This is a genomic window from Pseudomonas sp. SMSB3 (assembly GCF_052041965.1).
Taxonomy (GTDB): Bacteria; Pseudomonadota; Gammaproteobacteria; order Pseudomonadales; family Pseudomonadaceae; genus Aquipseudomonas.
On the sequence record NZ_JBKGGV010000002.1, the window covers coordinates 257,268 to 270,064 of the forward strand.

General features: G+C 64.5%; 14 protein-coding genes. 6 read left to right on the top strand and 8 right to left on the bottom strand.

Annotation, left to right across the window (positions count from 1 at the left end; all coding sequences use genetic code 11):
• Window positions 1-46: 46 nt before the first annotated feature.
• The gene (locus ACLEJW_RS04440; RefSeq protein WP_145186998.1) at window positions 47-1,393 is read right to left on the bottom strand and encodes an MFS transporter; all 1,347 of its coding nucleotides are present in this window, start codon (window positions 1,391-1,393) and stop codon (window positions 47-49) included.
• A gap of 142 nt (window positions 1,394-1,535) precedes the next feature.
• Here ACLEJW_RS04440 and ACLEJW_RS04445 point away from each other — a divergent pair, with 142 nt between their 5' ends.
• A complete protein-coding gene (locus tag ACLEJW_RS04445; RefSeq protein ID WP_313455422.1) occupies window positions 1,536-2,513 on the top strand; it encodes a D-2-hydroxyacid dehydrogenase family protein in 978 nt (325 codons plus the stop codon).
• Between the two features lie 31 nt (window positions 2,514-2,544).
• On the opposite strand, the gene ACLEJW_RS04450 is transcribed toward ACLEJW_RS04445, so the two are convergent.
• The 6 genes from ACLEJW_RS04450 to ACLEJW_RS04475 all read right to left on the bottom strand — a co-directional run bounded on the left by ACLEJW_RS04450 (window position 2,545) and on the right by ACLEJW_RS04475 (window position 7,131).
• A complete protein-coding gene (locus ACLEJW_RS04450; RefSeq protein ID WP_145187004.1) occupies window positions 2,545-3,333 on the bottom strand; it encodes a formate/nitrite transporter family protein in 789 nt (262 codons plus the stop codon).
• A gap of 234 nt (window positions 3,334-3,567) precedes the next feature.
• Window positions 3,568-4,674 (bottom strand): DUF1615 domain-containing protein, encoded by a 1,107-nt coding sequence (locus tag ACLEJW_RS04455; RefSeq protein ID WP_440777042.1) that lies wholly within the window; start codon window positions 4,672-4,674, stop codon window positions 3,568-3,570.
• An 84-nt stretch (window positions 4,675-4,758) separates the two neighbouring features.
• Window positions 4,759-5,496 carry a thioesterase II family protein gene (locus ACLEJW_RS04460; protein WP_440777043.1) on the bottom strand — a complete coding sequence of 246 codons (738 nt, stop codon included), beginning with the start codon at window positions 5,494-5,496 and terminating at the stop codon, window positions 4,759-4,761.
• Entirely contained in the window at window positions 5,493-5,714 is a 222-nt protein-coding gene (locus ACLEJW_RS04465) for an MbtH family protein (protein WP_145187010.1), read from the bottom strand. Before ACLEJW_RS04465 ends, ACLEJW_RS04460 begins: the two co-directional genes overlap by 4 nt.
• 83 nt (window positions 5,715-5,797) lie before the next feature.
• Entirely contained in the window at window positions 5,798-6,205 is a 408-nt protein-coding gene (locus tag ACLEJW_RS04470; RefSeq protein ID WP_145187013.1) for a hypothetical protein, read from the bottom strand.
• 41 nt (window positions 6,206-6,246) lie between these two features.
• Window positions 6,247-7,131: a LysR family transcriptional regulator gene (locus ACLEJW_RS04475; RefSeq protein WP_440777044.1), complete on the bottom strand. Its 885-nt coding sequence runs from the start codon at window positions 7,129-7,131 to the stop codon at window positions 6,247-6,249.
• A gap of 145 nt (window positions 7,132-7,276) precedes the next feature.
• On the opposite strand from ACLEJW_RS04475, the gene ACLEJW_RS04480 reads away from it, so the two are divergent.
• Complete coding sequence (locus ACLEJW_RS04480; RefSeq protein ID WP_440777045.1) at window positions 7,277-8,296, top strand: alpha/beta hydrolase; 1,020 nt, start codon at window positions 7,277-7,279, stop codon at window positions 8,294-8,296.
• Between the two features lie 57 nt (window positions 8,297-8,353).
• Here the strand turns inward: ACLEJW_RS04480 and ACLEJW_RS04485 are convergent, their stop codons facing one another.
• A complete protein-coding gene (locus ACLEJW_RS04485; protein ID WP_145187021.1) occupies window positions 8,354-8,647 on the bottom strand; it encodes a DUF1330 domain-containing protein in 294 nt (97 codons plus the stop codon).
• Window positions 8,648-8,724: 77 nt separating this feature from the next.
• Here ACLEJW_RS04485 and ribBA point away from each other — a divergent pair, with 77 nt between their 5' ends.
• The 4 genes from ribBA to ACLEJW_RS04505 all read left to right on the top strand — a co-directional run bounded on the left by ribBA (window position 8,725) and on the right by ACLEJW_RS04505 (window position 12,795).
• Window positions 8,725-9,834 (top strand): bifunctional 3,4-dihydroxy-2-butanone-4-phosphate synthase/GTP cyclohydrolase II, encoded by a 1,110-nt coding sequence (ribBA, locus tag ACLEJW_RS04490; RefSeq protein WP_440777046.1) that lies wholly within the window; start codon window positions 8,725-8,727, stop codon window positions 9,832-9,834.
• A 205-nt stretch (window positions 9,835-10,039) separates the two neighbouring features.
• Complete coding sequence (locus ACLEJW_RS04495; RefSeq protein ID WP_313299582.1) at window positions 10,040-11,065, top strand: polyamine ABC transporter substrate-binding protein; 1,026 nt, start codon at window positions 10,040-10,042, stop codon at window positions 11,063-11,065.
• A complete protein-coding gene (locus ACLEJW_RS04500) occupies window positions 11,062-11,979 on the top strand; it encodes an ABC transporter permease (protein ID WP_145187030.1) in 918 nt (305 codons plus the stop codon). The genes ACLEJW_RS04495 and ACLEJW_RS04500 overlap by 4 nt, the downstream gene beginning before the upstream one ends.
• 6 nt (window positions 11,980-11,985) lie before the next feature.
• On the top strand, window positions 11,986-12,795 hold the full coding sequence (locus ACLEJW_RS04505) for an ABC transporter permease (RefSeq protein ID WP_145187033.1): 810 nt from the start codon (window positions 11,986-11,988) through the stop codon (window positions 12,793-12,795).
• Window positions 12,796-12,797: the final 2 nt, after the last annotated feature.

Here is a 12,797-nt window from a genome sequence, read left to right on the forward strand (position 1 = left end):
GCAGTGCACTAGCCAGCGCAAAGGGCACGCCCCAGGTGCCGACGCATCAGGCCAATTCTGCTGCCGGTAGCGCACGGTCGGCCACCATGCCGTCGCGCATGCGTTGGGCGTCACGCTGGTAGCAACGCGACGCCAGCAGCAGGAACACCAAGGTCAGCATCAGCGCCACCGGGATCAGGTACATGGCGTCATGCAAGCCCACCGCCTTGAAGGTTTCGTTCATCTGCAGTTCACCGGCGCTGCGCATCGCCGCCTGGGCGAAATGATCGGACAGCCCGCCGACCACGACCGGTCCCAAGCCACCGCCGAGCAGGTACAGGCCGGCGAAGTACAAGGCCATCGCCGTGGCACGCAGCCGTGGCTGCACCACATCCTGGATCGCGGTGTAGACGCAGGTGTAGAAGTTGTAGGAGAACAACCAGCCAATGCCGAACACCACGACGAACAGGCCCAGCTCGATCCGCCCGGCATGCAGCGCCCAGGCAGTGGCCAAGGTGGCCACCAGCATGCTCACCGATGCGAACAGCAAGCGCCCATTGGCCCAACGCTGATGCACCTTGTCGGCCAACCAACCGCCGAGGGTCAGGCCCAGTAAGCCGGTCACGCCGACAATCACGCCTGTGGCCACCGCGGCTTCGTGCAGCGGCAGCTGGTAGTAGCGTTGCAGCATCGGCACCATGAACGAGTTGCACGCGTACGAGGCGAAATTGAAGGTCAGCCCTGCCAGCACCAGCCAGGCGAATGTCGGGACGCTGAGCACCCGGCGCAGCGGTTTGTCTGGCGCTGCCTGGGCGATGGGCACCGCCTCCGCGGCGCCACGCGCCGGCTCGCGGATCATGAAGATGAACAGTGCCAGCACCAGGCCAGGCACGGCAGCGATGAAGAACGGCGCGCGCCAGCTACCGAACGCCTGGACCATTGCGCCGATGGTGAAGAACGCCAGCAACAGTCCAAGCGGCAAGCCCAGCATGAAGATGCCCATGGCGCGCGCCCGGCGCTCAGGCGGAAACAGGTCGCCGATCAGCGAATTGGCGGCCGGTGCGTAACTGGCCTCACCGATGCCTACGCCAAGGCGCACCAGCAAGAAACTCCAGAAACTGCCGACCATGCCGTTGACGGCGGTCAAGCCGCTCCACACCACCAACCCCCACCCCATCACCTTGCTGCGCGAGCCGTTGTCGGCAAGACGCGCCAAGGGCAGGCCGGCGATGGCATAAACCAGGGTGAACGCAGTACCGATCAGGCCGATCTGGATATCGCTCAGGTGCCATTCGAGGCGGATCGGCTCGATGATGATCGCGGGTATGGTGCGGTCGAAAAAGTTGAACAAGTTGGCGAGAAACAGCAGGAACAGGATTCGCCAGGCGTTCGCAGCTTGGGGATGGGCGTGCATGTTGAGTCCCTTTTCTTATTGTGCGGGGCTTCCGGCTTGCTTGTTGAATCTAGAAGTGCAGCGTGCGGTTGTCTGCCATCATTGACCTCGCTGATACCGGGCAGTAACCATTACCGACTCACCACTGACCAGGGCTCTCGCCATGCGCATCGCCATCCTCGACGATTATCAGAACGTGATTCGCTCGCTCGACTGCTTCAAGCGCCTGGGCGGGCATGCCGTGAGCGTGTTTCATGACAAGCACCCCCTGTCCCTCGAGGCGCTGACGGCACGCCTGGCCGATGCCGAAGCGCTGGTCCTGACCCGCGAGCGCACCCGCATCGATGCCGCCCTGCTCGAGCGCTTGCCCAACCTCAAGCTGATCAGCCAGACCGGCAAGATCGCCGGCCATCTGGACCTCGCGGCGTGCAGCGCGCGGGGCATCGTCGTCAGCGAGGGCCGTGGTTCGCCGGTCGCCCCGGCCGAGCTGGCCTGGGCGCTGATGCTCAACGCGCGGCGCCAACTGGTGCCGGCCATCGAGGCGTGCAAACACGGTCAATGGCAGGTCAACCTCGGTCAGGCGCTGGCCGGTCAGCTGCTGGGCATCTGGGGCTATGGCAAGATTGGCCAGCGTCTGGCCCGCTATGCTCAGGCGTTCGACATGCCGGTGCTGGTGTGGGGCAGCGAAAGCAGCCGAGCAGCGGCCGAGGCCGATGGCCACCGCGCGGCGGCGTCACGCGAAGCGTTTTTTGCCGAGGCGGACATCCTCAGTTTGAACCTGCGCCTGTCGGAGCTCACCCGCCACCGGATCAGCTTCGACGATTTGACGCGGATGAAGCCCGACGCCCTGCTGGTCAATGTCAGCCGCGCCGAGCTCATCGCGCCCGGTGCTCTGTTGCAGGCACTGGAGGCTGGCCGCCCAGGCTTCGCAGCCCTCGACGTGTTCGAGCAGGAGCCCATGCTCGACCCTGCCCATCCCCTGCTCACCCACCCGCGAGTACTGTGTACGCCGCACCTGGGTTACGTGGAGAAAAACGGCTACGAGCTGTACTTCGGCGACGCCTTCGACAACGTGCTCGCCTTCAGCGCCGGACAGCCGCAAAACGTCGCCAATCCCGAGGCTTTGGGCAAGGCGCGTTAACCGCGCCTGCCTGTGGAACGGGCAGCACCATTCACTGGGCCGGCGCCTGCTCTTTGATGGGCGCAGCGAACGAAACGTAGTACGCCAGGCCGACGAAGATCGCTCCGCCCACTGCGTTGCCGAGAAACACCGCCACCAGGTTGTGCAGCAGCGCGCCCCAGCTCAGATAGCCGGCGAAGATCGCGGCCGGGATCAGAAACATGTTGGCGACCACGTGCTGGAAGCCAATGGCGACGAAGGCCATGATCGGGAACCAGATGCCGAGGATCTTGCCGCTCATCTCCCGGCTGGCGTAGGCCAGCCAGACGGCCAGGCACACCAGCCAGTTGCAGCCGATCCCGGAAACGAAGGCATGCACGAAGTCGGCACTGGCCTTGCTGGTGGCTGCGGCCACGGTCTTTGCCAGGTATACGCCTTCGGTGAGGCCCAGCAGATGGCCGAAGCAGTAGGCCACGAACAGCGCGCCCAGCAGGTTGGCCAGGGTCACCAGCAACCAGTTGCGCGCCACGGCGGCCCAGCCAATGCGCCCGGCGAACATGGCCAGCGGCAGGCTCATCATGTTGCCGGTCAGCAGCTCGCCGCCCGCCAGGATCACCAGGATCAGGCCGATCGGGAATACCGCGGCCCCCAGCAGATTGCCGAGCGAAGCCCACTGCCCAGGTATCATGGCGCTGACATGAATATCCAGAATGAAGCCCATGGAGATGAAGCCACCGGCGAGGAAACCCAGGATCAGCAGTGCGCGGACAGGGAGCTGGGCTTTCTTGGTGCCGGCCTCGATGACCAGCTCGGTGATGTGCGATGGGGCATTGACGGACATGGGATCTTGACTCGAACGCAGGGACGCCAGGCATGCCCCTGAAGGCCTGCCGGAGGTCGGAAATTTAAGGATTACGAGGGGTGGCGCGGATTTTTTACAGGCTAGGCAAACAGTGAATCTCGGGGTTGAAACGAGGAGCTGGGCAAGGTACTGAGGCAGTATGTCGCAGTCAAATCGATAGACTGGATGGGCCGATAGATGGGCTCGATGACGGCGCCGCGCCTGCCTGCCTGATCAGCGGTTCATGCAGCGCTCATAGCGCCCGTCTACCCGCTCGGCGAACCAGGCTGTAGTCAGCTTGCGGGTGATCTTCGGGCTTTTCAGCACAATGCCCGGCAGCCGCGCGCGCGGCACTGCCTGGCCGGCGCGCGCATCGGCCAGCGCGAACACCCCGTGGTAGAGCTCGCTGTCTTCGAAGGCCAGGCTGTTGCCCTGCTCCAGCTCACGGCGGATCTGTGGATTGCGCAACCCTAGCTTGGCGCCCAGCTTGCGCGCCGCCAGCTCGGTGCTGCCGGGCATGATCGCCCCTGGGGCGATAAGGTCGCCGTCGAGCGCCAGGTTCGCTCCGGTCACCTGGCTCAGCGCCGCCTGGAACGCCGCATTGCGGCTGGCGTACCAGCCGGCGTTGAAGTCGGCGAAACGGTAGAGCTGGCGTTGGTAGTGGGTTGGGTAGCCCAACAGGTGGGCGATGCCAAAGTACAGTCCGCCCCGCCGACTGAAAACCTCCTGGCGAAGCGTGCCTGCGTAGGCGTAGGGATAGTCCTGGGCATGGTGCTCGGCGAAATCGATGCTGACCTGCATCGGCCCGCCCGTGTGCACGGGGTTCAGGCCATCGAGCAAGGTCCTGCCCAGCGGCAGGCGGGCGATGACTTCATCGTACAGCGCGCTGAGCTGCTTCTCGCTGCGCACCGCCAGCAGGCGTTGCTGATAGCTCTGGCCGTTGCCCGACGGCGTCTTCAAGGCAGCGTCGACCAGCAGCCGCGGCACGTGCACGCGCGCGGCGCGGCGCTCGATTTCGCCACGGGCGATGCGCCCGAGGTTGGGCACCTGTGGGTCGGCATTGAAGGTCGATTCCTGCTCGGTCACCGCCAGCACCGCGCACAGGTTGCTCTTGCTAGGGGCGAGGCGCTGGGCTTCGAAGGCCACCTGAATGTCCTTGGCCCAACCCTCGCGATCCTTGACATGCGCCGGCAGCAGGCGCAGCAGCTGCGCCCGCACCTGGGCGGGATCGGGCGCAGGCGGCTCCTCTGGTCGCCCTGCGCAGCCCTGCAACAGCGCCAGGGCCAGCAGCGTCACGGCCCATGGGCGGCGTTTGAAAAGGTTGGGCGACTCGATCAGCATGCGCGGCCTTTGGCTCAATCAGATGAAGCAGGGCGCGAGGCGCTGCCAGATTGGGCCATAGCCTGTCCGAGTCAGGCGCCAGCGTCAAACCGGCAGGCAACGAGGCGCTGCGAGACGAGCCGCTTGCAGCGTGTCGACCAGCGTTTGCAAGACGCGGTCTTCATGTTCATGGATGAAAAAATGCCCGCCGGGGAACATCTGCAACGAAAATTCAGCGCAGGTTTCCTTGCTCCATGCCTGCAACTGAGCGTGGTCAGCGCGATCCTGATCGCCCCCCAGCACGTGCACCGGGCACTGCAAAGCCGGTCGCTGGCGGTAGCTGTAGCGCCCGCACAGCAGAAAATCGGCGCGCAGCACCGGCAGGGTCAGGCTCATCAACTCGGCATTCTCGAGCACCTCTGGCGGGGTGCCATTGAGCTCGCGCAATTCCTGCTTGAGCGCCTCATCGCTTTTCGGCGCGCGCCAGTTGTTGCCATCGTAGTCTTCACGCCGAGTCGGGGCGGCGGTGCCGCAGGCAAGCAGCGCCAGCGGTGGCGGGCAACCCAGCGCCTGCAGTTCATGGGCCAGCTCGAACGCCAGCAAAGCACCGAGGCTGTGGCCGAGCAACGCATAGGGCGCCATGGCCTGGGCGCGCTGTTCGGCGGCCAACTGGCGAGCCAGCGCCTGCATGTCGGTCTGCAGCGGCTCGGCCAGGCGCGCACCCCGCCCAGGCAGTTCCACCGGGCGCACCTGCAGCCAGGCCGGCAGCTTGCGCCGCCAGCGGCTGTAAACCATGGCGCTGGCCCCGGAATACGGCACGCACAGCAAGTTCAAGGCATTCACTGAGCGGCAGCTGCTGCCATCTGCTGGCGCAGGCTCAGCGGACGCATGTCGGTCCACACTTCATCGATGTAGGCCAGGCACTCTTTCTTCAAGCCGCTCTTGCCCACCGCGCGCCAGCCCTCGGGAATCGCCTTGTAGTCGGGCCAGATGGAATACTGCTCTTCGTGGTTGACCACTACCTGGAACTGAATATCGTCGCGGTCGAATACGGAAGTCATTGCCTGTCTCCTTGAGTGATGGACGCCCGCGCGCGCCTGGCGCAGGCAGGTTGCTAAGGTAGACGTTGCAGGCAACGGGAAAATTAGCCCCCGGCATCCTTGAGCAGGTCGTGGGCGTCAAGCAGGCGGAACGCCACCTGCGGATTGCGCTCCAGGCCACGGCGAATTGCAGCAGGGATGGCCTGGCGGGTCTTGCGGCACAAGCCCGGCTGGGCCTCGAGTTCAATGACGATCCCGCGCATGGTCCGCACTTCGTTCAAGCCAGGGCCGATATGCACGCGGATGCCTAGATTGTCGTACAGGCGCTGCTGCAAGCGTTGCAGGTCTTGCAGATCCTGCACCTGTGCAAGGCGCTCGAGCAGGCGTTGCTCCTCCTGACGGGTGAGCAAGAGGATCCGCTGCGCCGCCAGCGGCTGCGCGGCCAGCTGCTCACGGCCGCAATCACAGGCACCAGGGGGACACGCTTGGCGAAGTGGCATGGGTGTGGTCATGCCTCAAGCATAGCCTGCTGCGCGCAGACGCCAAGCCCGCGTCAAAGCTGCGCCAGGCGCTCGCGCAGAAAGTTGACGAAGCCCTGTACCGGCCGTGCCACCTGGCGGTGCTGCGGGTATACCGCCGACAGTTGCAAGGCTGGCGTTGCCCAGTCATCGAGCACCGTCAACAGACGGCCATCGGCCAGCGCCTGGCCGACGATGAAGGTCGGCAGGTAGGTGATGCCCATCGCGGCAATCGCCGAATCGCGCAGCAATTCGCCGTTGTTCGCGCGCATGCGCCCCGAGACCTGAATCGTCTGGGTCTTGCCGCCCTGCACGAAGTGCCACTGCACGTGCCGCGAGTGGCCATAAGGCAGGCAATCATGGTCGGCCAGTTGCTGAGGGCTGGCCGGTGCGCCCCGGGCCTGCAGGTAGGCGGGGCTGGCGCAGTACACCCGCTCGACATCGGCGATGCGCCGAGCGATGAGGCTGGAATCTTCCAGGGCGCCGATGCGCAGCGCCAGGTCATAGCCTTCACCGATCAGGTCCACCGGCCGGTCACTGAGGTCGACCTCGACATCGACCAGCGGGTGCACACGCAGGAACTCGGTCAGCAGACACCCCAGATGGGCCATGGCGAACGACAGCGGCGCGCTCAGGCGCAAGGTGCCGCGCAAGGTCTGGGTTTGGCCGCTGATGTCGTGTTCGACCTGCTGCACCTCACCGAGCAGGCGCAGGGCCGACTGGTAATAATGCTGGCCCAAGGGGGTGGCATCCAGGCGTCGCGTCGAGCGGTTGAGCAGGCGCACGCCGAGGCGTTCTTCCAATTGCATCAAGCGCCGGCTGACCGACTGCTTGGACATGCCCAGGCGCTCGGCAGCGGCGGTGAAGCTGCCCGCTTCCATGACCTGGGCAAAGATTCGCATGTCTTCGTAAGGGTTCATTGTCTTGCTCTTGGTGACAGTCAAACGCCTTATACCGGCTTTTTCCCACGCCTGCACCCTTCTAAACTTCTCCCAGGTCGCAGCGATGGCCTCAACGCCAGGCAAGACGCCCATCACCCCTCCCGGTACAGTCAAGGATTCGCACATGAACAATGTCCAAAAAGCCCTCACCGCGTCGCTCCTCGCCCTCTCGGTTTCCAGTGCGTTCGCCGCTGGCAGCCCAGGTGTCGAACATCATACCCAGGCGTTTCTTCAGGCTCTGGAAAACGGCGGCGGCAAGCCGCTCGAGCAACTCAGCCCGATGCAGGCCCGTGCCGTGCTCACCGGGGCGCAGGCGTCGGTGAAGGTGGATGTGTCCGGCATCGAGGTCAAGCAACGGGTCATTCAGGCCAATGGCCAGTCGATCACGTTGCAAGTGGTGCGTCCGGCCAATGTCCAGGGCGAGCTGCCGGTGTTCATGTTCTTCCACGGCGGCGGCTGGGTGCTCGGCGACTTCCCGACCCACCAGCGGCTGATCCGCGACCTGGTAGTCAACTCCGGCGCGGTGGCGGTCTACGTCGACTACACCCCTTCCCCGGAAGCCCATTATCCGACCGCGATCAACCAGGCCTATGCGGCGACCCAATGGGTAGCCGCCCACGGCAAGGAAATCGGCGTCGACGGCAAACGCCTGGCGGTGGCTGGCAACAGCGTGGGGGGCAACATGGCCGCGGTGGTCGCGCTCAAGGCCAAAGAGGCCGGCACCCCTGCCCTGCGCTTCCAGCTGCTGTTGTGGCCGGTGACCGACGCCAGCTTCGAGACCGGCTCTTACAAGCAGTTCGCCGAGGGGCACTTCCTGACCACCGGGATGATGAAGTGGTTCTGGGACAACTACACCGTCGATGCCAAGGCCCGCGCCCAGATCTACGCCTCGCCCCTGCGCGCCAGCAGCGAGCAGCTCAAAGGCCTGCCGCCAGCACTGGTGCAGACTGCAGAATTCGACGTGCTGCGCGATGAAGGCGAAGCCTATGCGCGCAAGCTCGACGCCGCCGGCGTGAGCGTGACCTCGGTGCGCTATAACGGCATGATCCACGACTACGGGCTGCTCAACCCGCTGAGTCAGGTACCGGCTGTGCAGGCTGCCTTGCGCCAGGCCGGTACCGAGTTGAAGGTACACCTGCAGTAAAGTGCACTTGGCAGCAGGCCCCTGGCGGTGATCTCGCCAGGGGCCTGCTGCGTTCGGTTACGGCTCGAACCCTTCGACGATGATGACGTCGGCGTGCGCCACCCCCTGGCGATGGCTACAGGCGTCCTGGTAAAGCGCTGACCGATAGCAAGCCAGGGCCTGCTCGTACGAATCGAATTCGATCACCACGCTACGCTGGGGCGTAGGTCGACCTTCCAGCGCTTCGCTACGCCCACCGCGGGCCAGAAAACGCCCACCGAACGCCTTGAATGCCGCCGGGGCACGCTGGGTGTACTGCTGATACTGCTCGGGGTCGCTGACATCGACGTGGGCAATCCAATAGGCTTTCATCCACTGCTCTCCTGCGCCAAAGTTATTTGTGTATGATGGTATACCATAAAAACTACCCACCACAGTGAGCGTGCAGCATGGCTTTCAACAGCATCGAAGAACTTATCGAGGACTATCGCCAGGGCAAGATGGTCCTGCTGGTGGATGACGAAGACCGGGAGAACGAAGGCGATCTGTTGATCGCCGCTGAGCGCTGTGAGGCCCAGGCCATCAACTTCATGGCCCGCCAGGCGCGCGGGCTGATCTGCCTGACCTTGACCGACGAGCACTGCCAGCGTCTGGGCCTGGAGCAGATGGTCCCGGCCAATGGCAGCGCCTTCAGCACTGCCTTTACCGTGTCGATCGAAGCCGCCAGCGGCGTCACCACCGGTATCTCGGCGGCCGACCGGGCCCGCACCGTGGCGGCGGCCATGGCGCCCGATGCGCGCCCCGAAGACCTGGTGCAACCTGGCCATATCTTTCCGCTTCGGGCGCGCGAAGGGGGTGTACTGACCCGCGCTGGACACACCGAAGCCGGTTGCGACCTGGCGCGCCTGGCGGGCTTCGCCCCCGCCTCGGTGATCGTCGAGGTGCTCAACGATGACGGCAGCATGGCCCGTCGCCCGGACCTGGAGGTCTTCGCGGCCCAGCATGGCATCAAGATCGGCACCATCGCCGACTTGATCCATTACCGCCTGAGCACCGAGCAGACCATCAAGCGCATCGGCGAACGCGAACTGCCGACCGTGCACGGCACGTTCCGCCTGGTCACCTACGAGGACCGCATCGAAGGTGGCGTGCACATGGCCATGGTGATGGGCGACATTCGCCGCGAGCAACCGACCTTGGTGCGGGTCCATGTAATCGATCCGTTGCGTGACCTGGTCGGCGCTGAGTACGTAGGCCCAGCCAACTGGACGTTGTGGGCGGCGCTGGAGAAAGTCGCCGCAGAGGGCGCGGGGGTGGTGGTGATCCTGGCCAACCACGAATCTTCGCAAGCGCTGCTCGAGCGCGTGCCGCAGTTGACCCAGCCGCTACGCCCGTACCAGCGCGGCCAGTCGAAGGTCTACTCGGAAGTCGGCACCGGCGCGCAGATCCTGCAAGACCTCGGCGTCGGCAAGCTCCGCCACCTCGGCCCTCCGCTGAAATACGCAGGCCTGGCCGGCTACGAACTTGAAGTCGTCCAGAGCATTGCCTTCGAGCCTTGAGCTGCAGCCGCTTTTACGCGGCAAGTGCCCCTTGCCAAAATCTTGGAATACCATAATATGATATCCCGTAGACCTTGAATCTGCAGGCCGACACCTACACTCACACTCGGCCACACGACACTTTGTTTTAGCTGCTCCCCGAACACTGTTGGCGGGCGCACCAAAAGCCCCGCCTCGAATAACAAAAAGCAACGAGGGCGTAACCATGCTGTTGAGCAAACGTGTAACCGCAGTGCTGTCCGCCAGCCTGCTGACCCTGGCCTGCCAGGCTGCCCAGGCCGCCGACAGCCTGAATTTCGTCAGCTGGGGTGGCACCACTCAGGACGCCCAGAAAGAAGCATGGGCCGTTCCCTTCAGCAAGAGCACCAACATCAAAGTGGTCCAGGACGGCCCTACCGACTACGGCAAGCTCAAGGCCATGGTCGAAAGCGGCAACGTGCAGTGGGACGTGGTCGACGTCGAGGCCGACTTCGCCCTGCGTGCCGCCAGCGAAGGCCTGCTCGAGCCGCTGGACTTCACTCAGATCAAGCGCGACAAGATCGACCCGCGTTTCGTCTCCGATCACGGTGTCGGTTCATTCTTCTTCTCCTTCGTGCTCGGCTACAACGAAGGCAAGCTGGGCGCCGCCAAGCCCGCCGACTGGAGCGCGCTGTTCGATACCAAGGCCTACCCAGGCAAGCGCGCCCTGTACAAATGGCCCAGCCCAGGCGTGCTCGAGCTGGCCCTGCTGGCCGACGGCGTAGCTGCGGACAAACTCTACCCGCTGGACCTGGACCGCGCCTTCAAGAAACTCGACACCATCAAGAAAGACATCGTCTGGTGGGGCGGCGGCGCTCAGTCGCAGCAGTTGCTGGCCTCCGGCGAAGCGTCGCTCGGGCAGTTCTGGAACGGCCGCGTCTACGCCCTGCAACAGGACGGCGCACCGGTTGGGGTGAGCTGGAAACAGAACCTGGTCATGGCCGATTTCCTGGTCGTCCCCAAGGGCGCCAAGAACAAGGACGCGGCCATGAAGTTCCTGGCCAACGCCAGCAGCGCCGAAGGCCAGGCCGACTTCGCCAACAAGACTGCCTACGCCCCGGTCAACGTCGACAGCGTCGCCAAGCTCGACAAGGACCTGGCACCGAACCTGCCGACCGCCTACGCCCAGGACCAGGTCACCCTGGACTTCGCCTACTGGGCGAAGAACGGCCAGGCCATCGCCGCGCGCTGGAATGAGTGGTTGGTCAAATGAAAGTCGCCATCAACGCCCTGCAGAATGCGCAAGGTGCCCCCACCGGCACCGGCGCCCCCGGCGCAGCACCGCGTCGCGCAGGCCTCGGTCAGCGCTGGAAAGGCAGCCGCAACCTGCTGCCGGCGCTGCTGTTCCTCGGGTTGTTCTTCTTCGCGCCACTGATCGGCCTGTTGCTGCGTGGCGTGCTGGAGCCGACACCCGGGCTGGGCAACTACGAACAGCTGTTCGCCAACTCGGCTTACGCACGGGTGCTGTTCAACACCTTCTCGGTGGCCGGCGTGGTCACCTTGATCAGTGTGCTGCTGGGCTTCCCGCTGGCGTGGGTGATCACCCTGGTGCCCAAGGGTTGGGGCCGCTGGTTGCTCAATATCGTGCTGTTGTCGATGTGGACCAGCCTGCTGGCGCGGACCTATTCCTGGCTGGTGTTGCTGCAAAGCTCGGGCGTGATCAACAAGGCGTTGATGGCCATGGGCATCATCGATGCGCCACTGGAAATGGTGCACAACCTCACCGGCGTGGTGATCGGCATGAGCTACATCATGATTCCGTTCATCGTGTTGCCGCTGCAGGCCACCATGCACGCCATCGACCCGATGGTGCTGCAGGCGGGGTCGATCTGCGGTGCCAGCCCGTGGACCAACTTCTGGAAAGTATTCCTGCCGCTGTGCCGGTCGGGGCTGTTCTCCGGAGCGCTGATGGTGTTCGTGATGTCGCTCGGTTACTACGTCACCCCGGCGCTGCTGGGCGGGGCGCAGAACATGATGCTGCCTGAGTTCATCATCCAGCAGGTGCAGTCGTTCCTCAACTGGGGCCTGGCCAGTGCGGCCGCCGCACTGTTGGTGCTGATCACCCTGGTGCTCTTCTACCTGTACCTGAAGCTGCAGCCGGAATCTCCGGTCGGCAACGCGAGGTAATTCGTCATGCTGCTGTCTGCCAATGCCATGGGTCGCCCGCTGCGTACGGGCCTGTACCTGACCACCGGCGTCATTGCGGCGTTCCTGCTGCTGCCGGTGGTGTTCATCGTGCTGCTGTCGTTCGGCTCATCCCAATGGCTGGTGTTCCCGCCACCGGGCTGGACCTTCAAGTGGTACGGCCAGTTCTTCTCCAACCCCGAGTGGATGGAAGCGGCCCTGGCCAGTCTCAAGGTGGCCGTATTGACCACCATCGCCGCGGTGCTGCTGGGCTTGCCCACGGCGTTTGCGCTGGTGCGCGGGCGCTTTCCTGGGCGCGAAATGCTCTACGGTTTGTTCACCATGCCGATGATCGTGCCGCTGGTGATCATCGCGGTGGCGGTGTACGCGCTGTTCCTCAAGCTCGGCTACACCGGCACGCTGTTCGCCTTCGTGGTCAGCCACGTGATCGTCGCCCTGCCCTTCACCATCATCTCGATCATCAATTCGCTGAAGCTGTTCGACCAGTCGATCGAGGATGCTGCCGTGATCTGCGGCGCCTCGCGTTTGCAGGCGATCTTCAAGGTGACCTTTCCAGCGATCCGCCCTGGAATGATCGCCGGCGGTCTGTTCGCCTTTCTGGTGTCGTGGGATGAAGTCGTGCTGAGCGTCATGATGGCCAGCCCTGACCTGCAGACCCTGCCGGTGAAGATGTGGACCACCTTGCGCCAGGACCTGAGCCCGGTGATCGCCGTCGCATCCACCCTGCTGATCGGCCTCTCGCTGCTGGTCATGTTCATTGCCGCCGCCTTGCGCCGGCGTACCGAAGTCAACGCCTGAGC